Genomic DNA, 21,925 nt, shown 5'->3' with positions numbered 1-21,925 from the left:
TCGGCCCCGCTAGAATGCCCAATGATATCGACATGGCTCCGACCTTTGAAACCGTCGGGCCATCTTGGTGCGCCTTTTGTGTCCTTCCGTATGAACCGAGCCTCACCCATGACGCAGACCCCGCTTCGCCGAGCCCTCCTTGCCTTGGCCCCCGTCGTGCTGTTGACCGCCTGTGGCAGCACGGGCAACGCGTCCTGGAGCAAGCCCGAGACCCTGTTCGGTCTGCTGGAGCCCTACCGCGTCGACGTGGTGCAGGGCAACGTCGTCACCCAGGAGGTGATGGCGCTGATCCAGCCCGGTCTGGGCCGCGCACAGGTGCGCGAGATCCTGGGCACGCCGCTGCTGGCCGACCCCTTCCATGCCAACCGCTGGGATTACGTCTTCACCATCCGTCGCCAGGGCGTGGCCGACCAGAAGCGCAACATCACCGTCTTCTTCGAGAACGATGTGGTGGCCCGTTTTGACACGGCCGAGTTGCCTGCTGAAAATGACTTCGTGGCCTCGATCGCCAAGCCGCTGGATCGCAAAGACCCGCCCGCCAACCTGACGCCCGAGCAGATCGCCAAACTGCCCGCGCCGGCCCAGAGCCAGTCGGGGGCACCCAGCCCCCAGGGGGCGGTGCGCAGCTATCCGCCGCTCGAAGGCGGCACCCGCTGAGCGGGGCCTGAGTTCCCTTTCTGCCGTTTTGACATCCCGGCCCCGTCCGGCGGGGCCCCTCTTGACCGTCTACCGAGTATCCGCATGAGCACCGCCGCTTCCACCCCTGCCAGCCACTCCCTCCACGCCATCGCGATCGCGGGCGCCTCGGGCCGCATGGGGCGCATGCTGATCGAAGCCATCCAGAATGCGCCAGATGCCCGCCTGGCTGGCGCGCTCGACATCCCCGGCAGCCCCGCCCTGGGGGCCGATGCCAGCGCCTACCTGGGCGTGAACAGCGGCGTCCTCATCACCCCCGACCTGCACGAGGGCCTGAAGAACGCCAAGTACCTGATCGATTTCACGCGTCCGGAAGGCACCCTGGCGCACCTGCGGGTCTGCCGTGAACTGGGCGTCAACATGGTGATCGGCACCACCGGTTTCACTGACGAGCAAAAGGCCGAAATCCAGGATGCCGCGCGCGACATCGCCGTCGTCATGGCCCCCAACATGGCCGTGGGTGTCAACGTCGTCTTCAAGCTGCTGGCGCAGGCCGCCAAGGCCCTCAAGGAAGGCTACGACATTGAGATCATCGAGACCCACCACCGCCACAAGGTCGACGCCCCCAGCGGCACGGCCCTCAAGATGGGCGAAGTGGTGGCCGAGGCCGTCGGGCGTGACCTCAAGGAATGCGCCGTGTATGGCCGTGAGGGCGTGACCGGTGAGCGTGATCCGTCCACCATCGGCTTTGCCACCATCCGTGGCGGCGACGTGGTGGGCGACCACACCGTGCTGTTTGCCGGCATCGGCGAGCGCATCGAGATCACGCACAAGTCCTCCAGCCGCGCCACCTATGCACAAGGCAGCCTGCGCGCCGTGCGTTTCCTGGCCAACCAGCCCCATGGCCTGTTCGGCATGGACGACGTGCTGGGTTTGAAGTAAACCGACCGGCGCGCGCACCGCACCATGCAGGGCTTGGCAACGTACTGGCAGCAAGCTGACACCGTGGGCCGTGCCGTGGCCCTGGTGCTCTTGCTGATGTCGCTCAGCGCCTGGGCGGTCATCTTCTGGAAAGCCTGGCTGCTGACGCGGGCCCGTCGTGACTTGGCGGTGGGCACGGCGGCGTTCTGGCGTGCCGCAGATCTGAGCTCTGCCCACTCCGCCTTGCGCACCTTCGACCGCGATGGCGTCTTACTGCCTTTGGTCGAGGCCGTGCAAGCACCGGAAGCCCCAGGCACCCTGGCCACTCGCGCTTTGCCGGAAGCCCAGCTCACCCGCCGCCTGCGCGACAGCCTGCAGGGTGTGCTCGCGCGCTTGCAGGCCGGTCAGGTGCTGCTGGCCTCGGTGGGCGCCGTCTCGCCCTTCGTGGGCCTGTTCGGTACGGTCTGGGGCGTGTTTCACGCCATGCAGGCCATCAGCCAGTCGGGCTCGGCCGCGCTTGACCAGGTGGCCGGTCCGGTGGGCGAGGCCCTCATCATGACGGCGGCGGGCCTGGCGGTGGCCATTCCGGCCGTGCTGGCCTACAACCTGTTTGGCAAGCTCATCGCAGCGTGCGAGGCCGACCTCGAAGGCTTTGCGCTCGATCTGCGCGACACCTTGCTGGCCCAGCCAGACTGAGGCAGGGACGCCATGGCTTTCGGTCGCCTGACGCGCCCCCAGGGCCAACGCCCCTTCAGCGACATCAACATGACGCCGCTGATCGACGTCATGCTGGTGCTGCTGATCATCTTCATGGTCACGGCGCCCTTGCTGACGGCCCGCCTGCCGCTCGACCTGCCGAAGGCCGATGCGCCGGCGGTGGCCACGCCACCGGCCTCCTTGCAGGTGGCGCTGCGCGCCGATGGCCGCCTCTACCTGGACGAGCAGGTGAGCACCTTGGCCGCGCTGGCCAGCCGGGCCACGGCCCTGGCGCGCCAGCAGCCTGACACCGAGGTGCAACTGCGCGCCGACCAGAGCGTGCCTTATGGTCGCGTGGCCGAGCTCATCGGCGTGATCCAGCAGGCCGGCCTGCAGCGGGTGGCCTTTGTCACCGAAGCCAAAGCGGACGCCCCACCGGCCCCCTGACGCCCCCCTTGGCGCGGGCGGTGTCGGCTTGACACGACAGCGCTGGGCGCGCCGGGGCACTGGCTGACACAGCCTCCTTGATGCAGCGCACAATGGTTTCACGTTGACTGTTGGTCAGGACCTGAGATGGCAGCCCCGAAGTTCCCCACCCAGCGATTCGACCGGGCCGATGCGGCCCTGGCTTACGTGACCCAGCTCTACGACGCGCAGATCGCGCACCTGCGTGAGGCCTTGCAGCGTTTCGTGGCGGGCGAAACCTTCCGTCATCCGGTGCGCGCCAAGTACCCCTTCGTGCGCATCCACACCGACACCGTGGCCCGCGCCGACTCGCGCCTGTCCTACGGTTTTGTGGCCGGCCCCGGCACCTATGAGACCACGCTGACCCGGCCCGACCTGTATGCCGACTACTACCGCGAGCAGTTCGAGCTGCTGCTGGGCAACCACGGTGTCTCGCTGGAAGTGGGGCTGGGCAGCGACCCCATTCCCATCCACTTCAGCCTGGGCGAGCACCAGCACCTGGAAGGCAGCCTCTCACCCGATCGGCGCCTGCTGCTGAGCGACCAGTTCGATCTGCCCGACCTCGCTTCCATGGACGATGGCATCGCCAACGGCACCTACGATCGGCGCGGTGGGGCCCCCCGGCCGCTGGCCTTGTTCACCGCACCGCGCGTGGACTACTCGCTGCACCGCCTGCGCCACTACACCGGCACCTCGCCCGAGCACTTCCAGAACTTCGTGCTGTTCACGAATTACCAGTTCTACATCGACGAGTTCGTGCGCATGGGCCACGAGCTGATGCGCCATGCCCCCGACCCAGCCCACCCGCGTGACGACGATGACTGCATCGCCTTCATCGAGCCCGGCAATGTGATCACCCGCCGCGTCGGGCAGGCCGTGGAAGCCATCGACGCCCTGGGTGCCGTGCCACCGCGCCTGCCTCAGATGCCGGCCTACCACTTGGTGCGCAAAGACCGCACGGGCATCACCATGGTCAACATCGGGGTGGGCCCGGCCAATGCCAAAACCATCACCGACCACATTGCCGTGCTGCGCCCGCACGCGTGGATCATGCTGGGCCACTGCGCGGGCCTGCGCAATTCACAGCAACTGGGTGACTATGTGCTGGCCCACGGCTACGTCCGTGAAGACCACGTGCTCGATGAAGACCTGCCGTTGTGGGTGCCCATTCCGCCGCTGGCAGAAATCCAGCTGGCGCTGGAAGGGGCGGTGGCCGATGTGACGCAGCTGCACGGCTACGAGCTCAAGCGCATCATGCGCACCGGCACGGTGGCGTCCACCGACAACCGCAACTGGGAGTTGCTGCCGCAGCGCGAGCCCGAGCGCCGCTTCAGCCAGAGCCGGGCGGTGGCGCTGGACATGGAAAGCGCCACGATCGCGGCCAACGGCTTCCGGTTTCGGGTGCCCTACGGCACCTTGCTGTGCGTGAGCGACAAGCCGCTGCACGGCGAGCTCAAGCTGCCGGGCATGGCCAACCAGTTCTACCGCGAGCGGGTCGATCAGCACCTGCGCATCGGGCTGCGTGCCCTGGAGCGCCTGCGCGCCAACCGTGCCGAACAACTGCACAGCCGCAAGCTGCGCAGCTTTGCCGAGGTGGCTTTTCAGTGATGAGGGGAGGGGCCTGAGAAGGCCCCCAACGCTCAGGCGGCCTTCAGCTCGCCGTGCAGTTCGTTGGCGGGTGCCACCTCGCGGCGGATCTGCTCGCCCGCCAGTTCGGCTGCCACGCGCAGGTCGTACGCGGTTTGCAGGTCCATCCAGTACTGCGGCGCGGTGCCGAAGTAGCGCGCCAGGCGCAGGGCCGAATCCGGGCTGATGCCGCGGCGTTCACGCACGATGTCGTTGACACGGGGGGCGGGCACATGCAGGCGAATGGCCAAGCCGCTGGCCGACAGACCGTGCGGCTCCATGAACTGGGCGCGCAGGATGGCGCCGGGGTGTACTGCTGGGGTGGTCGTCATGGAAACTCAGGAGGGGGCTGATCACTACGCAGTTGATCGTATGGGGTTTTCACCTATTCGACTGTCATTTTGGTGACAATGTGACGCGATCCATCTAACTCAGATGCCGATGTGTCCGAAAATGCATCGTTTGCGATGATGATCTCCACATGAAGCCGCGTTCGGAGCCCACCCCCCTCAGTCTCCTGCCGGCGCTCCGGACCCACCTCTGGTTTGCCAGCTGCCCCGCGCCGTTTCAGGAGGCCCTGATCGCGCGTTCGCGACTGGTTTATTTGCAGGCGGGCGAAAGCCTCTTCAACCGAGGCGGTCCACCCGAGGCCCTGTGCTGCGTGGTGGCCGGGGCCCTCAAGTTGGGTTCGGTCAATCCGGTCGATGGCAGCCAGCGCCTGACGCTCTATGTCGAACCCTATCACTGGTTCGGTGAAATCGCCCTGATCGACCAGTTGCCGCGCAGCCAGGACGCCGTGGCCGACATCGCTTCGACGGTGTTGGTGGTCTCACGCCCGCTGATCGAAGCCTGGCTGGAGTTGCACCCCCAGCATTGGCGCGATCTGGCGCGCCTGGCCTGCGGCAAGCTGCGCCTCATGCTCACGGCCCTCGAAGACAACGCCAGCCTCTCTCTGGAGCAGCAGCTCGCGCGCCGCCTGCTGTTTTCCGTCACCAACTTCGGGCAGGCCACGCAGGGGGCGGCGCGCCGACATGTGCGGCTGCCGCAGGCCTATCTGGCGCGCATGCTGGGTGCCTCCCGTCAGACCATCAACAAGTTGCTGCGCGCCATGGAGCGCGAGCGGGTGCTGGTGCTGCGCTACGCCGAGATCGAGATCGTCGACATGGCCGCCCTGGTGGCCAAGGCGGGCTCCATTGATCCGGCCCTGATGCAGACGATCGACTTCATGGCTTCGGCGGGGGGCAAGCCCGCCTTGCCCGAGCCTGAGCCCGATCAGCCGCGCTGAGCGGCTTTCACCTTGACGCGGCTGGCCGCGGTGCGCGCCTTGGCGCGGGCGGAGTCGGTGTCATCGGCGGTGGCCAGCGCCACGCCCATGCGGCGCTTCACAAAGCTCTCGGGCTTGCCAAACAGGCGCACATCGGTGCCGGGTTCGGCCAGCGCGTCGGCCACACCTTCGAACACCACGTCCTGCGCATCGACCCCGCCGTAGATCACCGCCGAAGCGCCCGGCGCCCGCAGGGACGTGTCCACCGGCAAGCCCAGGATGGCGCGCGCGTGCAGTTCGAACTCGCTTTGCACCTGGGTGCTCAGCGTGACCAGGCCGGTGTCATGCGGGCGCGGGCTCACCTCGCTGAACCACACCTGGTCACCCTTCACAAACAACTCCACCCCGAACAGCCCTTGACCGCCGAGGTTGTCGGTCACGGCCTGGGCGATGTCGCGTGCCCGCTGCAGCGCGGTCGGGCTCATCGGATGAGGCTGCCAGCTCTCTACATAGTCACCGCTGACCTGCAGATGGCCAATCGGTTCGCAGAAGTGCGTTGCGATCTGGCCCGCTTCGGCGCCGCGACCGGCGGCGCGCACCGTCAGCAAGGTGATTTCGTAGTCAAAGTCGATGAAGCCTTCCACGATGACCCGGCCATGGCTGACGCGTCCACCCGCCATCGCGTAATCCCAGGCGGTGGCCACATCGGTGGGGCCATCGATCTTGCTCTGGCCCTTGCCCGACGAGCTCATCACCGGCTTGACGATGCAGGGGTAGCCGATGCCCGGCTGGCCGTCGCTCCCGTCGATGGCGGCCTGCAATTCGGCCAGCGAGTCGCAGAAGCGATAGGGGCTGGTGGGCAAGCCCAACGTTTCGGCCGCCAGGCGGCGGATGCCCTCGCGGTCCATGGTCAGGCGGGCTGCCCGGGCTGTGGGGATCACGCGCACCACCCCGGCCGCTTCCAGCTCTTCGAGCACCGGTGTGGCAATCGCCTCGATCTCGGGCACGACCAGATGCGGGCGCTCGGCTTCGATCAGGGCGCGCAGCTGCGCCGGGTCGCTCATCGTGATCGTGCGGGCGTGGTGGGCCACCTGCTGGCCGGGCGCATGGTCATAGCGGTCTACCGCGATGGTCTCCACACCCAGGCGTTGCAGCGCGATCAGCACCTCCTTGCCCAACTCCCCCGATCCCAGCAGCATGACGCGGGCGGCCGAAGGCGACAGCGGGGTACCCAAAGAAACGGTCTGGAGAGGGGTGGGCATGGGGCGATTCCTGTCAGGCAAAAGTGGATCGGAGCGATGGGCTCGATTGTCGCCTGAGCCGTGAATGCGGCGATGATGGGCGTCTTGCCCTTTGCTTATGCTTTCCATGTTGTCGACCCCTGGCCGCATTGGCGTGATCGCCGCCCTTCCTGAAGAACTCCAGTCCTTGCTGGACGCCATGCCCGACGCCGAGTCCATCCAGCGTGCCGGGCGCACCTTCTGGTGCGGCCACCTGCAAGGCCGCGACATCGTGGCGGTGCTCTCGCGCATCGGCAAGGTCGCGGCGGCCACCACCACCACCGTGCTGCTCACCGAGATGGCCTGCCAGCAGATCATCTTCACCGGCGTGGCCGGCGGTCTGGGCGCCGACGTGCGCGTGGGGGACGTGGTCGTGGCCGATGCGCTCTTGCAGCACGACATGGATGCCTCTCCGCTGTTTCCGCGCTACGAGTTGCCGGGCCTGGGCGTCAGCCGCCTGCACCCGCCCGCCGACCTGACCGCCCGCGTGGTGGACACCGTGCGCGAAGTCCTCAGCCCGCATGCGCTCAGCGTGAATGGCCCCTTGCGGGATGTGCACCTCGCCACCCTGGGCCTGAGCCAGCCGCGCGTCCACCGGGGCCTGATCGCCAGTGGGGACCAGTTCGTCAGCGCCGCCACCGACTGCGACACGCTGCGCCATCACCTGCCCGGCGTGCTGGCGGTCGAGATGGAGGGGGCGGCGGTCGCCCAGGTGTGCCATGACTTCGGCGTGCCCTACGTCGTGCTGCGCACCATCTCCGACCGGGCCGACGAGTCCGCCCACATCGACTTCCCGCGCTTCGTCCGGGCCGTGGCCTGCCGCTACGCCCTGGCCATGATCGAGGCCCTGCTGCAGGCCGACCGCGGGTCTTGACGCATGGCGGCGGCAGGCGGCGTGCGGCATGCTGTGCGCACCGCCGTTGTGCACCGGAGTTGTCATGAGCCGCTACACCTCGTTCCGCGACTTTTACCCTTTCTATCTGTCTCAGCACGCCGACCGCACCTGTCGCCGCCTGCACTTCGTGGGCTCCTGGCTGGTGCTGCTGGTGTTGTTCACGGCGCTCACCACCGGCAACTGGGCGTGGCTGTGGGCCGTGCCGGTGCTGGGCTATGGCTTTGCCTGGGTCGGGCACTTCTTTTTCGAACGCAACCGGCCGGCCACCTTCACCTACCCGCTCTACAGCCTGATGGGCGACTGGGTGATGTTCTGGCAGACGCTGACCGGCAAGCTGCGTTTCTGACGCCTTTGAGCAGCGGGCAAAAAAAAGCCCGAGGGCCGGGGCCGTCGGGCGGGTGTCGGTGGTGCGTCGCTGAGGACGCACGCTGCAACCGGCAATTTAGAACGGAATGTCGTCGTCCATGTCGTCAAAGCCCGTCGACGACTTCTGGGCCGGGGCCGGAGCCGGAGCCGGACGTTGTGCGGCAGCCGGACGGGCAGCCGGGCGGGCCGGGGCCGACGGGGCTTCCTGGCTGTAGTCCTCGGGGTTGCCGCCCTGGCCACCGCCATAGCCGCCACCGCCACCACCTTCACGGCCACCCAGCAGTTGCATCTGCTCGGCCACGATTTCGGTGGTGTAGTTGTCCTTGCCGTCCTTGTCCTGCCACTTGCGGGTCTTGAGGCGGCCTTCCACGTACACGGGGCGGCCCTTCTTCAGGTACTCGCCGGCAATTTCGGCCAAACGGTCGTAAAACACGACACGGTGCCATTCGGTCTCCTCGACCTTGTCGCCGCTGCTCTTGTCTTTCCAGTTGCGGGTGGTCGCCACCGACACGTTGCACACGGCCGCGCCGCTGGGGGTGTAACGCACTTCGGGGTCGCGGCCCAGGTTGCCGATGAGGATGACTTTGTTGATGGAGGCCATGGCCTGATTCCTGATGGGTGATGGTTGGTTAAAAAGGGTGCCGTTAGTTAGCCCGGCGATTATGACCGTTGCCTCCGACCTGTCCAGTCCTCAGGAAGAGGGCACTCCTTCAGGTGAGCCGGGTTGCCCCTTGGTATCCTTCGTGTCGTTCCCTTATCTCTTCAGGATTTCCCCATGTGTCAGCTGCTGGGCATGAACAGCAACACGCCCACCGACATCGTGTTCAGCTTCTCGGGCTTTGCCACGCGTGCCACCGAGCACGCCGACGGCTTTGGCATCGCCTTTTTCGAGGGGCGCGGCGTGCGCCTGTTTGTCGATCACCAGGCGGCCGTGGCCTCGCCCGTGGCCGAGCTGGTCAAGCACTATCCGATCAAGAGCCTCAACACCATCGCCCACATCCGCAAGGCCACGCAGGGCCATGTGTCGCTCGAAAACTGCCACCCCTTCGTGCGCGAGTTGTGGGGGCGCTACTGGGTGTTCGCCCACAACGGCAACCTGGTCGATTTCGAACCCAAGCTGCACAGCACCTTCAAGCCGGTGGGCGACACCGACAGCGAGCGGGCCTTTTGCTGGCTCATGCAGGAGCTGGCCAAGAGCCACGCCGCCATGCCCTCGGTGGCCGAGTTGAACCACACCCTGGGCGAGTTGGTGCCGCAGGTGGCGCGCCACGGCACCTTCAACTTCATGCTCAGTCAGGGCGAGGCCCTGTGGGTGCATTGCTCCACCCACCTGCACTACCTGCTGCGCCAGCACCCCTTTGGCCATGCCCGCCTGCAAGATCAGGACGTGGAAGTGAACTTTGCCGAGCACACCCAGCCCGGTGACCGCGTGGCCCTCGTCGCCACCGAACCCCTGACGCTCAACGAAGCCTGGGTGCCGATGCACAAGGGCCAGCTGCTCGCCTTCGTGGGCGGGCAACCGGTCTGACGCTCTCATTCAAAGTAAGGCGTGACGACTTCAGCGTGGCGCCATGCGCAGTGCGCCATCCAGGCGGATCACCTCGCCATTGAGGTAATCGTTCTCGACGATGTGGCGCACCAGGGCCGCGTACTCGTCCGGCTGGCCCAGGCGGGCAGGGTGGGGCACGGTCGCGGCCAGCGAGGTCTGCGCCGCTTCGGGCAAGGAGGCCATCATCGGCGTGTGGAACACCCCTGGCGCCACGGTCATCACCCGGATGCGGTCACGCGCCAGATCGCGTGCAGCCGGCAGCGTCATCGCCACCACGCCGCCCTTGGAGGCGGCATACGCCACCTGGCCCATCTGCCCATCGAAGGCCGCGATCGAGGCGGTGTTCACGATCACGCCACGTGAGTCGACCTCGTTGGTGCCCGGACGGGCGGGCGAGGCCAGCATGGCGGCGGCCGCCAGGCGCATCATGTTGAAACTGCCCAGCAGGTTCACCTGGATCACCTTCTGGAACGAGGCCAGCTGATGCGGGCCGTCGCGGCCATGCACTTTCTCGACGGCGGCGACGCCAGCCGCATTGACCAGCACGTCCAGGCGACCAAAACGCGTGAGTGCCTGGTTCACGGCGGCGCTGGCCTGGGCTTCATCGCTCACATCGGTGGCCTGCCACAGCCAGCGCTCACCCTGCGGATCACGCAGGCGCAAGGGGTTATCGTCCCGCGGCGCCGCACGATCGGCAATCAGCACCCGCGCACCGGCTTCCCAGGCCATCAGACTCACCGCAGCCCCCAGGCCGGAGCTGCCCCCGGTCACCAACACCACGCAATCCGCCAGCTTCATTCAAACTCCTTGGTCACCCACCTTTGGGCGTTCAACCGTTTTTAACACCACCCGTCCGTGCCGGCCAATGGCATCATCCCGGCCTGCACCACCGCCGCAGTTTGACCCTTCGCCCATGAGCATCGAGAACCTGAGCTGGGACCTCCCCCAGTTGCCCTACACCCTGAACGTCACCGTGCAGGAGCCCCACATCGACCTCATGCGCCACACCAACAACGTGGTGTACCTGCAGTGGCTTGAGGACGTCGCCTGGGCGCACTCGGCCGCCTTGGGCCTGGGGCCTCAAGAATATGAAGCACTGGGTCACGGCATGGTCGTGCGGCAACACGAGCTCAACTACCTGGCCGCCACGCGCCTGGGCGAGCGCATCGTGCTGGGCACCTGGTTGACCCGGGCCGACAAGCTGACCCTGCAGCGCCACTACCAGTTCATCCGCGAAGACGATGGGCTCACCGTGTTCCGGGGGCGCTCCGAGTTCGTCTGCGTCGATATTGCCGAAGGCAAGGTGCGGCGCATGCCCCCGGCCTTCGTGGCCGCCTACACCGGCGCCATCGTGGAGCCCAAGCTGTGAACTCTCGCGAACCGCTGGCCATCCTGCACGAAGTCTTTGGCTACACCGCCTTTCGGGGGCAGCAACAGGCCATCGTTGACCACGTCACCGCCGGGCACGACGCGCTGGTGTTGATGCCCACGGGCGGCGGCAAGAGCCTGTGCTACCAGGTGCCCGCCATCGCGCGCCACCGGGCCGGCCAGGGCGTCACCATCGTCGTCTCGCCCTTGATTGCGCTGATGCACGACCAGGTCGGCGCGCTCGAAGAAGTGGGCGTGCACGCGGCCTTCCTGAACAGCACCCTCAGCCTGGAAGACACCCAGCGCATCGAGCGCGAGATGATGGCCGGGCGCATGGTGATGCTCTACGCCGCCCCCGAGCGCGTCACCAACCTGCGTTTTCAAGCGCAACTGGCCAGCTTGCACGAGCGCGGCCTGCTCAGTCTGTTCGCCATCGACGAGGCGCACTGCGTCAGCCAGTGGGGCCACGATTTCCGTGAAGACTATTTGCAGCTCAGCATGCTGCACGAGCGCTTCCCGGACGTGCCGCGCCTGGCGCTGACCGCCACCGCCGACGACCACACCCGCGCCGACATGATCGAGCGCCTGCAATTGCAGGACGCCCGCGTCTTCATCAGCAGCTTCGACCGGCCCAACATCCGCTATACCCTGGTCGAAAAGAACAACCCGCGCCAGCAACTGTTGCGCTTCATCCGCGACGAGCACGAGGGCGACGCCGGCATCGTCTATTGCCAGAGCCGCCGCAAGGTAGAAGAAACCGCCGACTGGCTGAACCAGGAAGGCCTCACCGCCTTGCCGTATCACGCCGGCCTGGACGCCAAGGTGCGCCAGCGCCACCAGGATCGCTTCCTGCGCGAGGACGGCATCGTCATGGTCGCCACCGTGGCCTTCGGCATGGGCATCGACAAGCCCGACGTGCGCTTTGTGGCCCACCTGGACCTGCCCAAGAACATCGAAGGCTACTACCAGGAGACGGGGCGGGCGGGGCGCGATGGCGGCGAGGCCGACGCCTGGCTCACTTACGGCCTGGCCGATGTGGTCAACCAGCGCCGCATGATCGACGAGAGCCCGGCCGCCGACGACTTCAAGCGCATCCAGCGCGGCAAGCTCGACGCCTTGCTGGCGCTGGCCGAAGCCCACGACTGCCGCCGCGTGCGCCTGCTGAGCTATTTTGGCGAAGACAGCCAGCCCTGCGGCAACTGCGACAACTGCCTGCGCCCACCCGCCACCTGGGACGGCACCGACGCGGCCCGCAAGCTGCTCAGCTGCATCTATCGCTTCTGGCAGCACGGCCAGCAGCGCTTTGGCGCCGGCCACCTTATCGACGTGCTGCGCGGCAAAGAGACCGACAAGGTGCAGCAATACGGCCACCAGAGTCTGAGCACCTTCGGCGTGGGCGCTGACCTGTCCGAAAACCAGTGGCGTGCCGTGCTGCGCCAACTCGTGGCCCTGGGCCATGTGGTGGCCGAAGGCGAGTACAACACCCTGGCCTTGACCGACAGCGCCCGCGCCGTACTCAAGGGCGAAGTGCAACTGACCCTGCGTGAAGCCGCCGAGGCCCCGCGCCGCAGCAAGGCCGGCAAGGGGGCGGGCAAGCCTGCCGCGCCAGCCGACCTGACGGGAGACGCACTGGCTCGCTTCGCCGACCTGCGCGCCTGGCGTGCCGAGGTCGCACGTGAGCACAACCTGCCGGCTTACATCGTCTTCAACGACGCCACGCTGGCCGATATGGCCCGCATCGCGCCCCAGACTTTGGGTGAACTGGGGCAGATCAGCGGGGTCGGGGTCAAAAAGTTACAGGCGTATGGCGAACAGATCCTGCGGGTCCTGAAACCCTGAACCTCGCCCAAAAGTGTTGCCATAGGGCAACGAAATTACGTAAATTTCGGTCGCTCCCTAGGGGGAGCCAACGGATTTGTCCGGCTTTGGCTTGGCCCGACGCGCGTTTACTGTGCAGAATCAGCTCATCAGCTTCGGCTTGCGCCCCAACATGGCGTGACAACGCACCAAGCGCGTGCTGATGAATCCCTGAATCAAAGGAGAACCTGAATGTTCGCTAAGAAGAATCTGATCGCTGTTGCAGCTCTGGCCACCCTGGCTGTGTCGGCTCAAGCTCAATCGAGCGTGACCCTGTACGGTAACGTTGACGCTGGCTTGGCTTACTCCAAGACCAAGACCCAACCTGTTGTCGGCGCCTCCACCTCCGCCTCCACGACCAGCGTCGAGTCCTCTGTCCTGACCGACAGCTTCTTCGGCCTGAAGGGTCAAGAAGATCTGGGCGGCGGTCTGAAGGCCATCTTCAAGCTGGAAAGCTCCATCAACGTCGACACGGGCGCTGCTGCCAGCACCAACTTCTTCGGCAAGAACGCTTATGTCGGTCTGGCTGGTGACTTCGGTACCGTGAAGCTGGGCAACCAAGAAAGCCTGTTCAAGAACGAAGCTGCTGCTTTCGACGCTTTCGGTTCGTCGCGCGTTCTGTCTGTGTCTACCAACCTGTTCACAGGCCTCTCCGGCTTGGGCGGCAGCTGGCAGAACACCGTGGGCTACACCTCGCCCAGCCTGAGCGGCCTGACTCTGTCGGCTCAGCACAGCGCACGCGAAGGTAACACTGGCAAGACCGCCGCTACCGTCAACGGTGGCGCTACTGCCGTTGCCGCCAACTACACCGCCGGCGCCCTGGGCCTGTCCGCTGTGATTGGTAACGTGCGCAGCACGGCGGGTACTGCCGCTGACGAAGTGCAAAAGGCATGGTTGTTGGGCGCTTCGTATGACTTCGGTGCTGTGAAGGCATTTGCACAATACGGTCAAAACAAGTTTGAAGATGCAGCTGGTGCCGACGCCAAGGCCAAGTTCTTCCAACTGGGCGCTGTGGTGCCTGTGACCCAGAACGGTTCGGTGCACGCTTCTTATGGTCAAACCAAGGTTGAAGACGTTAAGGCTCGTCAGTTCTCGCTGGCTTACCACCACGGCCTGTCCAAGCGTACCAGCGTGTACGCCGGCGTGACCTACATCAAGGACGAAGCACTGCTGAACGATGTCGCCACCGTCGACAACACCAAGACCACTGCCGTGGCCGTTGGTCTGCGCCACGCCTTCTGATCGGGTTCAGGCCCTTGAGGCCTGAGTCTTTGATCACCAAAGCGCCCTTCGGGGCGCTTTTTTATTGCCTTGATGCGCCCCAATTCGGGGGTTTTGCCGACCAAAACGGTGCGAAAGTGAGCGTTGTTGTGAGGTGGCGACATATCACGCCTCACTGTGGTGCAGGTTGGCCTGGTTTTTGCTTTCTGCTTGGCTGTGGTGCATTTCCCTTCCACAATCCATCACAAGGACGGTGTGACAAGCAGTGACACCTTCCCGCTTCCTTCCCCTTTCATCGCTAGGAGAACTTGATGTTTGCAAAGAAATCCCTGGTGGCCGTGGCCGCCCTGCTGGCAGTCGCTGGCACCGCACAAGCCGAGTCCAGCGTCAAGCTGTACGGCTACGTCGAAGGTACGGTTGGTTCCTATGAGAACTTCAACCTGAGCACCGGCACGGTGGAGCGCACCACCGAAGTGGGCAGCGGCAACATGATGACCAGCTTCATCGGCCTGTCGGGCTCCGAAGATCTGGGCGGCGGTTTGAAGGCCGAGTTTGCGCTGGAGAGCTTCCTGGCCAATGACTCTGGTTCTACCCTGACCAACATGGCTGGCGGTTTCTGGGGCCGTGCATCGTGGGTGGGCCTGAGCGGTGATTTCGGTCGCGTGATCCTGGGTCAGTACGACAACGCCATGTTCACCTATGGTCTGCTGTACAACCCGTTCGGTTCGTCGATGGTGTTCTCGCCCACCATGGTGTCGTACTACGGTCTGTCGGGCACGGTGTTCGGTACGCCTTCGCTGGCGTCACTGGGCTATGACACCGGATGGGTGAACTCGGTGACCTACGAAACCCCGAACTTTGGCGGCTTCACGGCATCGCTGCAGGTGGCGCCGAAGGAGACCACTGCCAGTGGCGATGCCAAGGACAACTATGCTCTGTCTGCTGCCTACAATGCAGGTCCTCTGAGCGTGATGGGTGTGTACACATCGTCTGGGAAGTCCAGCTTGGCGTATACCGCACGCCAAAAGAACTATGCTTTGGGCGCCAGCTACGACTTCGGTGTGGCCAAGCTGATGGGGCAATACTCGGTTGTGAAAGACACGACGGGCGGTGCTGACGACAAGCGCAAGTTCTTCCAAATTGGTGTGGCTGTGCCTGTGACTGCTGCTGGCAACCTGATGGTTTCCTACGGTCAAACCAAGTACGACGATGGTGTGGATGAGGCCAAGCTCAAGCAGTTCTCGCTGGGCTACGACTACTCGCTGTCCAAGCGTACTGGCGTCTATGCTGCTCTGACTACCAAGAAACTGTCGGATGCCGGCATGATCGACGACACAGCTACCACCTACGCTGTGGGCCTGCGTCACGCTTTCTAAAGCGACCTCACGTCACCCCTCAAAGGCGCCTTCGGGCGCCTTTTTTCATTGGTGCCGAACAGATGCCATTGCGGTGCCATTGGCTGGCAACCGCACCGAAATGGTTCTATCTGTCGCCGTTTTAGGTGCAGCCAGCTTGGCATGCTTTCTGCAAATCTGTATACAGTTTGCCGCGGTGGCAAACCTCATTCAGTGCACCAGGAGTTGCCATGCCTCATCCGAAAGTTTTGCTTCCCGTCATGTTCGCTGCCTTGGGGGCTTGTGCCTCCGTTCAAGCACAATCGTCCCTGCAACTCTACGGCGTGGTCGACATCACGACCGGTTCGTTCCAGAGCAGTGGCACGGAAGGAAGTGCCGCCAACGCCCGCGTCACCAAGGTGGACGGCAACCAGATGGTTACCAGCTTCATCGGCTTCAAAGGGACCGAAGATCTGGGTGGCGGCTTGAAGACGGGTTTCGTCATCGAGTCCTTCCTGCGTCCGGACACCGGGGAGTCGGGACGCTTCGGTACTGCCGACCCGTTTTGGTCGCGCGCCGCCAATGTGTGGGCCCAAAACAGCCTGGGCAAGCTCACGGTCGGTCGTCAGGGCACCTTGCTGTTCGTGAACACGCTGTCGTTCAACCCACTCAGCGCGGCGTTTGGCCTGTCGCCCGCCATTCGGCTCACCTTTGGCTCGCCATGGGGGAACGACAAGTCTGACTCGGGGTGGAGCAATGCGCTGACCTACCAAACGCCCAATCTGTCCGGGTTCACCGGGGCGCTGCAGGTCCAGTTCGGGGAGGATGCGAGCAAGGGCGAGCGCACCAGCTATGCGCTGTCGGCGGGTTATGCGTCCGGCCCCTTCGCCATCGGTGGTGCATGGCAAACCTTGCGCTCCGCCGAGGCGCCTAAGTCCAATCTCATCGCGGGCCAAGCGCAGAACTTCGGCATGCTGGGGGTGAGTTACGACGCTGGCTTTGCCAAGTTCTTTGGTCAGTACGGTACTTTTGCCAACAAGGGCTTTGCGGGCGCTGCCAACATCGACACCCGTCTGTATCAGGTGGGTGCGGCGGTGCCGGTCACGAAGAGCGGCAAGCTGCTGGCGTCATATGGGCAGAGCAAAGAGGAGTCCGCCACTGGCGGGGCCGCGCTGGATGCCAAGCACGCCATCTTCACGTTGGCCTACGACCACTGGCTGTCCAAGCGCACCGACGTGTATGCGGCCTACATGCTGGATGACGAGCAGCGCACCGGGTTCAAGAAGGGGCACACCTACGTGGTGGGCGTGCGTCACGCCTTCTGATTCAGGTCGGGCGCCGCTGTCAGCGGCGCTCAAACTTGAACACCGCCTTGCTGGCCATCAGGTTCGGCCAGCGCGTCACGATCTCACCCTCGTGCACGCCGAACGATTCGAGGATGCGCAGGCCATTTTGCTCGGCCAGCACCTCGAAGTCGGCGAACGTGGCCACGCGGATGTTGGGCGTGTCGTACCACTGGTAGGGCAGGCTGCGCGTCACCGGCATGCGGCCACGCAGCACACTCAGTCGGTGCGGCCAGTGCGCAAAGTTGGGGAAGCTGACGATGCCCTGTTTGCCGACGCGGGCCGTCTCGCGCAGCATGTCCACCGTGTTGCGCAGGTGTTGCAGGGTGTCGAGTTGCAGCACCACGTCGAAGCTGTTGTCCTCGAACAGGCTCAGGCCTTCTTCCAGGTTGCGCTGGATGACGTTGACGCCGCGCTGCACGCATTGCATCACCTTGGCATCGTCCAGTTCGATCCCGTAGCCGGTGCACTGGCGGGCGTCGCGCAGGTGCGCCAGCAGGGCACCATTGCCGCAACCCAGGTCCAGCACGCGTGAGCCCGGTGGCACCAGTTGCGCGATCACGTCATGCACGTCGTGTTGGCTCATGCTCTCTTCCCTCACACCGCCACCTTCAGGGGCTGGCCCTGTGAGGTGATCAATGGCGCCTGCGCTGCTTGCAGCTCCTGCGCAATCCGCTCGAAATAAGCGCGCACCACACCGTGGTAACGCGGGTCGTCCAGTAGGAAGGCGTCGTGGCCGTGGGGTGCGTCGATCTCGGCATAGCTCACGTCGTGGCGGTTGTCGACCAGGGCCTTGACGATCTCGCGCGAACGGGCGGGTGAGAAGCGCCAGTCGGTGGTGAAGCTGATGACCAGGAACTTGGCCAGGGCCTTGGCCATGGCGGCAGCCAAGTCGCCGCCGTGCAAGCGGGCCGGATCGAAATAGTCGAGCGCGCGGGTGATCAGCAGGTAGGTGTTGGCGTCAAAGTAGTCGCTGAACTTGTCGCCCTGGTAGCGCAGGTAGCTCTCCACCTGGAACTCGATGTCCTGGGTGCTGTAGTTGGGCGCATCGCCCAGCGTGCGTCCCACCAGCTCGCGGCCGAACTTCTCTTCCATCACGTCGTCCGACAGGTAGGTGATGTGACCGATCATGCGCGCCACGCGCAGGCCGCGGCGCGGCACCACGCCGTGCGCGTAGAAGTGGCCCTGGTGGAAGTCGGGGTCGGTGACGATGGCCTGGCGGGCCACTTCATTGAAGGCGATGTTCTGTGCCGACAGGTTGGGGGCGGTGGCCACGGCCACGCAGTGGCGCACGCGCTGGGGGTGCTGCAGCGTCCAGCTCAGGGCCTGCATGCCCCCCAGACTGCCGCCCAGCACGGCGGCCAGCTGGGTGATGCCCAGTTGGTCCAGCAGGCGGGCTTGGGCGTTTACCCAGTCTTCCACCGTCACCACCGGGAAGTCGGCGCCATAAGGCTTGCCGGTGTCCGGGTTGGTGTGCATCGGCCCGGTCGAGCCAAAGCACGATCCCGGGTTGTTGATGCCGATGACGAAAAACCGGTTCGTGTCCAGCGGCTTGCCGGGACCGATCAGGTTGTCCCACCAGCCTTCGCTCTTGGGCAGCGGGCGTCCCTGCGCGTCGGCGTGGACGCCGGCGACGTGGTGCGAGGCGTTGAGCGCGTGGCACACGAGCACCGCGTTGCTGCGGTCGGCATTGAGCTGCCCGTAGGTCTCGTAGACCAGGGTGTAGTCCTTGAGCACCGCGCCGCTTTGCAGGGGCAGCGGCGCCTCAAAGTGCATGGAAGCAGGGGTGACAACCCCGAGAGAAGACATGACGCTACGATGTTCAGAACAAAGAAAAAACCGGCCTCGCATCAAAGCAGGGGCCGGTGAGCAGCGCCCTCTTTAGCGGAATTTTTTGAGCGCCCGCAATCCGGACAAATCGGCGCTGTGAACCCAAGTGTAGCGCCAAACCGGCGCGCTGGGCGGCTCAGGCCGCAGGCGGCGCCGTGTCGGTGAAGCTGGGCCGCAGCATCAGTTTGGCGTAGAGCTTGTCGAGGTTGGGGTGGGTGGTGCGCCAATCAATGTCCGCGAAGCGGAAGTCCAGATAGCCCAGGGCGCAGCCCACCGAGATGTCGGCCAGACTGTGATGGTTGCCGGTGCACCAGGGCTTGTCGCCCAGGCCCTGACTGAAGGCCTTCAGGCACTGGTGAATCTTGTCTTGCTGGCGTTCGATCCAGGCGGGGCTGCGCTGTGCGTCGGTGCGGCCCGACCATGTTTGCTCCATGCGCGCCAGCACTGCGGCGTCCAGCAGGCCATCGGCCAGTGCCTCCCACGTGCGCACTTCCACGCGCTCGCGCCCGCCCAGGGGAATGAGCTTGCCCACCGGCGACAGGGTGTCCACGTACTCGACGATCACGCGCGAGTCGAAAACGGCCTCGCCGCCGTCCATGACGAGACAGGGGACTTTGCCCAGCGGGTTGGCTTCGGCGATGCGGGTTTCTGTGGACCACACATCTTCCAGCTCAAACTTGTAGTCGAGCTTTTTCTCGGCCAGCACGATCCGGACCTTGCGGACGAAGGGGCTGGTGAGAGATCCAATCAGTTTCATGGGTAGGGATGAGGTGGCGTTGCGGCGATTTTAGCGGTCTGACTCGAACCGGGAAGGGGGGAGGGGCAGGATGTGGCAGCTGGCCCCCAACAGAGGGAGCGGTGCGCCACCGCCCGCGGGGGCGTGGCGCGCACTTGGCAGGAGGGCTTGGCGCGGTAAAATGACCGGTTGGCCTGCACGGCACCGCGCGCAGGCGTGCTGACTCTTTTTCTCATTCGGACACCGCCATGAACCTGTCTGCTCTCTCCGCTTTGTCGCCGCTGGACGGCCGTTATGCCGCCAAGGTGGCCGCTCTGCGTCCGCTGCTGTCCGAATTTGGCTTGATGCATCGCCGCGTGCAGGTCGAGATCGAGTGGTTCATCGCCCTGTCCGATGCCGGCTTGCCCGAGTTGCCCCCGCTGTCGGATGCCTCGCGCATGTTCCTGCGCAGCCTGGTGACGCACTTCTCCGAGTCGGACGCACAGGCCATCAAGGACATTGAGAAGACCACCAACCACGACGTCAAGGCCGTGGAGTACTGGATCAAGTCGCGCTTTGCCACGCACCCCGAGCTGGAAAAGGCCGGTGAGTTTGTGCACTTTGCCTGCACCTCGGAAGACATCAACAACACCAGCCATGGCCTGATGCTCAAGGCCGCACGCGATCAAGTCATCCTGCCCACCCTCGACGCCCTGATCGGCACGATGAGCGGCCTGGCGCACAACCTGGCCGAGATCCCGATGCTGAGCCGCACCCACGGCCAGACCGCTTCGCCCACCACCGTAGGCAAGGAGATCGCCAACGTGGTGGCCCGTCTGGCCACTGCCCGTGCCCGCATCGCCGACGTCAAGCTGCTGGCCAAGATGAACGGTGCCGTCGGCAACTACAACGCCCACCTGTCGGCCTACCCGGACAAAGACTGGGAAGCTTTCAGCCAGTTGGTCATCGAGAAGCAACTGGGCCTGACCTTCAACCCCTACACGATCCAGATCGAGCCGCACGACTACATGGCCGAGCTGTTCGACGCGGTGACCCGCACCAACACCATCCTGATCGACTGGTCGCGGGACGTGTGGGGCTACATCAGCCTGGGCTACTTCAAACAGCGCACCAAGGCGGGCGAAATCGGTTCGTCCACGATGCCGCACAAGGTCAACCCGATCGACTTTGAAAACGCCGAGGGCAACTTCGGCCTGGCCAACGCGGTGCTGACCCACCTGAGCCAGAAGCTGCCCATCAGCCGCTGGCAGCGTGACCTGACCGACTCCACCGTGCTGCGCAACATGGGTGTGGCGCTGGGCTACGCCCTGCTGGGTTATGACAGCCTGGCCCGTGGCCTGGGCAAGCTGGAAGTCAACCCGCAGGCCCTGGCCGACGACCTCGACACTTCGTGGGAAGTGCTGGCCGAGCCCATCCAGACCGTGATGCGCCGCTATGCCTTGCCCAACCCGTACGAGCGTCTGAAGGAGCTGACCCGCGGCAAGGCCATCACGAAGGAGTCCATCCAGGCCTTCATCGAGACCCTGGAGCTGCCTGAAGCCGAGAAGGCCCGCCTGCGCACCATGACCCCGGGCAACTACATCGGCAAGGCCGTTGAGTTGGCTCAGCGCATCGGCAAGTAAGGCAAGGGCGCAGCCATGATCTTCACCGAGCAACTGCGCCATGCGCAGCAGCAAAACAACTCGCTGCTGTGCGTGGGCCTGGACCCCGAGCCGTCGAAGTTCCCTGGCGCCTGGAAGGGCCAGAGCGACCGCATCTATGACTTCTGTGCGGCCATCGTGGACGCCACCAAAGACCTGGTCTGCGCCTTCAAGCCGCAGATCGCTTACTTTGCGGCGCACCGTGCGGAAGACCAGTTGGAGCGACTGATGGCGCACATGCGCCGGGTGGCTCCGCAGGTGCCGGTGATCCTGGATGCCAAGCGTGGCGACATCGGCTCGACCGCCGACCAATACGCCCGCGAAGCGTTCGAGCGCTACCAGGCTGATGCCGTGACGCTGTCGCCCTTCATGGGCTTCGACACCATGGAGCCTTTCCTGAAGTACCCCGGCAAGGGCGTGATCCTGCTGTGCCGCACCTCCAACCCGGGCGGCTCGGATTTGCAGAACCTGCGCCTGGCCGATGTCGAAGGCCAGCCGCGCGTGTACGAGCACATCGCCAGCCAAGCGCAAGGCCCGTGGAACACCAACGGCCAGATGGGCCTGGTGGTGGGCGCGACCTTCCCCGAAGAGATCGCCCGGGTGCGCGAACTGGCGCCCACGCTGCCTTTGCTGATCCCCGGTGTGGGCGCGCAGGGCGGCGATGCGGTGGCGACGGTCAAGGCTGGGCTGATGACGGATGCAAGCGGGGCCATCACCGGCACCATCGTCGTCAACAGCTCGCGTGCGGTGCTCTACGCCAGCAGTGGCGATGATTTCGCCAGCGCGGCCCGTCGGGTGGCGCTGGAAACGCGGGATGCGTTGAATCAGGCGCGCCAGTCAGCCTGACACCCAGCCGTCGCTGGCATCCCGGCGGCGGGCGCCGTATGATGCTCGGTTG

The 21,925-nt window shown here is 65.2% G+C and carries 23 protein-coding genes and 1 riboswitch; of the genes, 16 read left to right on the top strand and 7 right to left on the bottom strand.

The genetic code is table 11. From position 1 onward, the window contains the following. Positions 1-108: 108 nt before the first annotated feature. The 5 genes from AC3WW4_RS16670 (at position 109) to AC3WW4_RS16650 (ending at position 4,326) form a co-directional block, all read left to right on the top strand. Positions 109-657 (top strand): outer membrane protein assembly factor BamE, encoded by a 549-nt coding sequence (locus AC3WW4_RS16670; RefSeq protein ID WP_488829550.1) that lies wholly within the window; start codon positions 109-111, stop codon positions 655-657. A gap of 84 nt (positions 658-741) precedes the next feature. After that, positions 742-1,578 (top strand): 4-hydroxy-tetrahydrodipicolinate reductase, encoded by an 837-nt coding sequence (gene dapB / locus AC3WW4_RS16665; protein ID WP_488829549.1) that lies wholly within the window; start codon positions 742-744, stop codon positions 1,576-1,578. Positions 1,579-1,602: 24 nt separating this feature from the next. Continuing rightward, positions 1,603-2,253, top strand: a complete 651-nt coding sequence (locus AC3WW4_RS16660) for a MotA/TolQ/ExbB proton channel family protein (RefSeq protein WP_488829548.1) — start codon at positions 1,603-1,605, stop codon at positions 2,251-2,253. 12 nt (positions 2,254-2,265) lie between these two features. After that, positions 2,266-2,700 carry an ExbD/TolR family protein gene (locus tag AC3WW4_RS16655; protein ID WP_488829547.1) on the top strand — a complete coding sequence of 145 codons (435 nt, stop codon included), beginning with the start codon at positions 2,266-2,268 and terminating at the stop codon, positions 2,698-2,700. Between the two features lie 126 nt (positions 2,701-2,826). Further along, positions 2,827-4,326 carry an AMP nucleosidase gene (locus AC3WW4_RS16650; protein WP_488829546.1) on the top strand — a complete coding sequence of 500 codons (1,500 nt, stop codon included), beginning with the start codon at positions 2,827-2,829 and terminating at the stop codon, positions 4,324-4,326. Positions 4,327-4,358: 32 nt separating this feature from the next. On the opposite strand, the gene AC3WW4_RS16645 is transcribed toward AC3WW4_RS16650, so the two are convergent. Next, complete coding sequence (locus AC3WW4_RS16645) at positions 4,359-4,676, bottom strand: HigA family addiction module antitoxin (protein ID WP_488829545.1); 318 nt, start codon at positions 4,674-4,676, stop codon at positions 4,359-4,361. Between the two features lie 149 nt (positions 4,677-4,825). Between AC3WW4_RS16645 and AC3WW4_RS16640 the strand changes: the two genes are divergently transcribed. Beyond that, positions 4,826-5,629 carry a Crp/Fnr family transcriptional regulator gene (locus AC3WW4_RS16640; protein ID WP_488829544.1) on the top strand — a complete coding sequence of 268 codons (804 nt, stop codon included), beginning with the start codon at positions 4,826-4,828 and terminating at the stop codon, positions 5,627-5,629. Here the strand turns inward: AC3WW4_RS16640 and purT are convergent. Beyond that, positions 5,617-6,870, bottom strand: a complete 1,254-nt coding sequence (gene purT / locus AC3WW4_RS16635) for a formate-dependent phosphoribosylglycinamide formyltransferase (RefSeq protein ID WP_488829543.1) — start codon at positions 6,868-6,870, stop codon at positions 5,617-5,619. The genes AC3WW4_RS16640 and purT overlap by 13 nt on opposite strands. Positions 6,871-6,976: 106 nt before the next feature. Here purT and AC3WW4_RS16630 point away from each other — a divergent pair, with 106 nt between their 5' ends. Further along, positions 6,977-7,762, top strand: a complete 786-nt coding sequence (locus AC3WW4_RS16630) for a 5'-methylthioadenosine/adenosylhomocysteine nucleosidase (protein WP_488829542.1) — start codon at positions 6,977-6,979, stop codon at positions 7,760-7,762. A 64-nt stretch (positions 7,763-7,826) separates the two neighbouring features. Next, positions 7,827-8,129: an Mpo1-like protein gene (locus AC3WW4_RS16625; protein WP_488829541.1), complete on the top strand. Its 303-nt coding sequence runs from the start codon at positions 7,827-7,829 to the stop codon at positions 8,127-8,129. A gap of 96 nt (positions 8,130-8,225) precedes the next feature. On the opposite strand, the gene ssb is transcribed toward AC3WW4_RS16625, so the two are convergent. Then, positions 8,226-8,750: a single-stranded DNA-binding protein gene (gene ssb, locus AC3WW4_RS16620; RefSeq protein ID WP_488829540.1), complete on the bottom strand. Its 525-nt coding sequence runs from the start codon at positions 8,748-8,750 to the stop codon at positions 8,226-8,228. A 174-nt stretch (positions 8,751-8,924) separates the two neighbouring features. Between ssb and AC3WW4_RS16615 the strand changes: the two genes are divergently transcribed. Beyond that, positions 8,925-9,677 carry a class II glutamine amidotransferase gene (locus AC3WW4_RS16615; RefSeq protein ID WP_488829539.1) on the top strand — a complete coding sequence of 251 codons (753 nt, stop codon included), beginning with the start codon at positions 8,925-8,927 and terminating at the stop codon, positions 9,675-9,677. A gap of 30 nt (positions 9,678-9,707) precedes the next feature. On the opposite strand, the gene AC3WW4_RS16610 is transcribed toward AC3WW4_RS16615, so the two are convergent. Further along, positions 9,708-10,496, bottom strand: a complete 789-nt coding sequence (locus AC3WW4_RS16610; RefSeq protein WP_488829538.1) for an SDR family NAD(P)-dependent oxidoreductase — start codon at positions 10,494-10,496, stop codon at positions 9,708-9,710. A 115-nt stretch (positions 10,497-10,611) separates the two neighbouring features. On the opposite strand from AC3WW4_RS16610, the gene AC3WW4_RS16605 reads away from it, so the two are divergent. From AC3WW4_RS16605 to AC3WW4_RS16585, 5 genes are all read left to right on the top strand, one after another. Next, positions 10,612-11,067 (top strand): acyl-CoA thioesterase, encoded by a 456-nt coding sequence (locus AC3WW4_RS16605; RefSeq protein WP_488829537.1) that lies wholly within the window; start codon positions 10,612-10,614, stop codon positions 11,065-11,067. Then, positions 11,064-12,905, top strand: a complete 1,842-nt coding sequence (gene recQ, locus AC3WW4_RS16600) for a DNA helicase RecQ (protein ID WP_488829536.1) — start codon at positions 11,064-11,066, stop codon at positions 12,903-12,905. Before AC3WW4_RS16605 ends, recQ begins: the two co-directional genes overlap by 4 nt. Before the next feature lie 210 nt (positions 12,906-13,115). Next, entirely contained in the window at positions 13,116-14,165 is a 1,050-nt protein-coding gene (locus tag AC3WW4_RS16595; RefSeq protein WP_488829535.1) for a porin, read from the top strand. A 290-nt stretch (positions 14,166-14,455) separates the two neighbouring features. After that, a complete protein-coding gene (locus AC3WW4_RS16590; protein WP_488829534.1) occupies positions 14,456-15,520 on the top strand; it encodes a porin in 1,065 nt (354 codons plus the stop codon). Positions 15,521-15,729: 209 nt separating this feature from the next. Continuing rightward, entirely contained in the window at positions 15,730-16,803 is a 1,074-nt protein-coding gene (locus tag AC3WW4_RS16585; protein ID WP_488829533.1) for a porin, read from the top strand. A 19-nt stretch (positions 16,804-16,822) separates the two neighbouring features. Here AC3WW4_RS16585 and metW read toward each other — a convergent pair whose 3' ends face one another. The 3 genes from metW to AC3WW4_RS16570 all read right to left on the bottom strand — a co-directional run bounded on the left by metW (position 16,823) and on the right by AC3WW4_RS16570 (position 19,408). After that, on the bottom strand, positions 16,823-17,407 hold the full coding sequence (metW, locus tag AC3WW4_RS16580; protein ID WP_306564558.1) for a methionine biosynthesis protein MetW: 585 nt from the start codon (positions 17,405-17,407) through the stop codon (positions 16,823-16,825). Positions 17,408-17,418: 11 nt separating this feature from the next. After that, complete coding sequence (gene metX, locus AC3WW4_RS16575; protein ID WP_488829532.1) at positions 17,419-18,630, bottom strand: homoserine O-succinyltransferase MetX; 1,212 nt, start codon at positions 18,628-18,630, stop codon at positions 17,419-17,421. 51 nt (positions 18,631-18,681) lie between these two features. Then, a riboswitch (SAM riboswitch) is annotated at positions 18,682-18,756 on the bottom strand. Positions 18,757-18,787: 31 nt separating this feature from the next. Continuing rightward, positions 18,788-19,408 (bottom strand): glutathione S-transferase N-terminal domain-containing protein, encoded by a 621-nt coding sequence (locus AC3WW4_RS16570; protein WP_488829531.1) that lies wholly within the window; start codon positions 19,406-19,408, stop codon positions 18,788-18,790. A 227-nt stretch (positions 19,409-19,635) separates the two neighbouring features. On the opposite strand from AC3WW4_RS16570, the gene purB reads away from it, so the two are divergent. Together purB and pyrF are read left to right on the top strand one after the other, a co-directional pair. Beyond that, positions 19,636-21,009: an adenylosuccinate lyase gene (purB, locus tag AC3WW4_RS16565; RefSeq protein WP_488829530.1), complete on the top strand. Its 1,374-nt coding sequence runs from the start codon at positions 19,636-19,638 to the stop codon at positions 21,007-21,009. Positions 21,010-21,024: 15 nt separating this feature from the next. Beyond that, positions 21,025-21,873, top strand: coding sequence for an orotidine-5'-phosphate decarboxylase (gene pyrF, locus AC3WW4_RS16560; protein ID WP_488829529.1), 849 nt, complete (start codon positions 21,025-21,027; stop codon positions 21,871-21,873). Positions 21,874-21,925: the final 52 nt, after the last annotated feature.

Source organism: Aquabacterium sp. TM01 (assembly GCF_057808345.1).
Note: the sequence above shows the minus strand (reverse complement) of the source record. Positions and strands in the feature narration are given on the sequence as shown.

What these genes read in the sequence shown, in the direction of transcription:
- AC3WW4_RS16670 (WP_488829550.1), top strand. Translation starts at nt 109, where the DNA reads ATGACGCAGACCCCGCTTCGCCGAGCCCTCCTTGCCTTGGCCCCCGTC.
- AC3WW4_RS16585 (WP_488829533.1), top strand. Translation starts at nt 15,730, where the DNA reads ATGCCTCATCCGAAAGTTTTGCTTCCCGTCATGTTCGCTGCCTTGGGG.
- dapB (WP_488829549.1), top strand. Translation starts at nt 742, where the DNA reads ATGAGCACCGCCGCTTCCACCCCTGCCAGCCACTCCCTCCACGCCATC.
- AC3WW4_RS16650 (WP_488829546.1), top strand. Translation starts at nt 2,827, where the DNA reads ATGGCAGCCCCGAAGTTCCCCACCCAGCGATTCGACCGGGCCGATGCG.
- metX (WP_488829532.1), bottom strand. Translation starts at nt 18,630, where the DNA reads ATGTCTTCTCTCGGGGTTGTCACCCCTGCTTCCATGCACTTTGAGGCG.
- AC3WW4_RS16590 (WP_488829534.1), top strand. Translation starts at nt 14,456, where the DNA reads ATGTTTGCAAAGAAATCCCTGGTGGCCGTGGCCGCCCTGCTGGCAGTC.
- purB (WP_488829530.1), top strand. Translation starts at nt 19,636, where the DNA reads ATGAACCTGTCTGCTCTCTCCGCTTTGTCGCCGCTGGACGGCCGTTAT.
- AC3WW4_RS16615 (WP_488829539.1), top strand. Translation starts at nt 8,925, where the DNA reads ATGTGTCAGCTGCTGGGCATGAACAGCAACACGCCCACCGACATCGTG.
- purT (WP_488829543.1), bottom strand. Translation starts at nt 6,870, where the DNA reads ATGCCCACCCCTCTCCAGACCGTTTCTTTGGGTACCCCGCTGTCGCCT.
- pyrF (WP_488829529.1), top strand. Translation starts at nt 21,025, where the DNA reads ATGATCTTCACCGAGCAACTGCGCCATGCGCAGCAGCAAAACAACTCG.
- AC3WW4_RS16630 (WP_488829542.1), top strand. Translation starts at nt 6,977, where the DNA reads ATGTTGTCGACCCCTGGCCGCATTGGCGTGATCGCCGCCCTTCCTGAA.
- AC3WW4_RS16595 (WP_488829535.1), top strand. Translation starts at nt 13,116, where the DNA reads ATGTTCGCTAAGAAGAATCTGATCGCTGTTGCAGCTCTGGCCACCCTG.
- AC3WW4_RS16645 (WP_488829545.1), bottom strand. Translation starts at nt 4,676, where the DNA reads ATGACGACCACCCCAGCAGTACACCCCGGCGCCATCCTGCGCGCCCAG.
- AC3WW4_RS16625 (WP_488829541.1), top strand. Translation starts at nt 7,827, where the DNA reads ATGAGCCGCTACACCTCGTTCCGCGACTTTTACCCTTTCTATCTGTCT.
- AC3WW4_RS16570 (WP_488829531.1), bottom strand. Translation starts at nt 19,408, where the DNA reads ATGAAACTGATTGGATCTCTCACCAGCCCCTTCGTCCGCAAGGTCCGG.
- ssb (WP_488829540.1), bottom strand. Translation starts at nt 8,750, where the DNA reads ATGGCCTCCATCAACAAAGTCATCCTCATCGGCAACCTGGGCCGCGAC.
- AC3WW4_RS16655 (WP_488829547.1), top strand. Translation starts at nt 2,266, where the DNA reads ATGGCTTTCGGTCGCCTGACGCGCCCCCAGGGCCAACGCCCCTTCAGC.
- AC3WW4_RS16660 (WP_488829548.1), top strand. Translation starts at nt 1,603, where the DNA reads ATGCAGGGCTTGGCAACGTACTGGCAGCAAGCTGACACCGTGGGCCGT.
- AC3WW4_RS16605 (WP_488829537.1), top strand. Translation starts at nt 10,612, where the DNA reads ATGAGCATCGAGAACCTGAGCTGGGACCTCCCCCAGTTGCCCTACACC.
- AC3WW4_RS16610 (WP_488829538.1), bottom strand. Translation starts at nt 10,496, where the DNA reads ATGAAGCTGGCGGATTGCGTGGTGTTGGTGACCGGGGGCAGCTCCGGC.
- AC3WW4_RS16640 (WP_488829544.1), top strand. Translation starts at nt 4,826, where the DNA reads ATGAAGCCGCGTTCGGAGCCCACCCCCCTCAGTCTCCTGCCGGCGCTC.
- metW (WP_306564558.1), bottom strand. Translation starts at nt 17,407, where the DNA reads ATGAGCCAACACGACGTGCATGACGTGATCGCGCAACTGGTGCCACCG.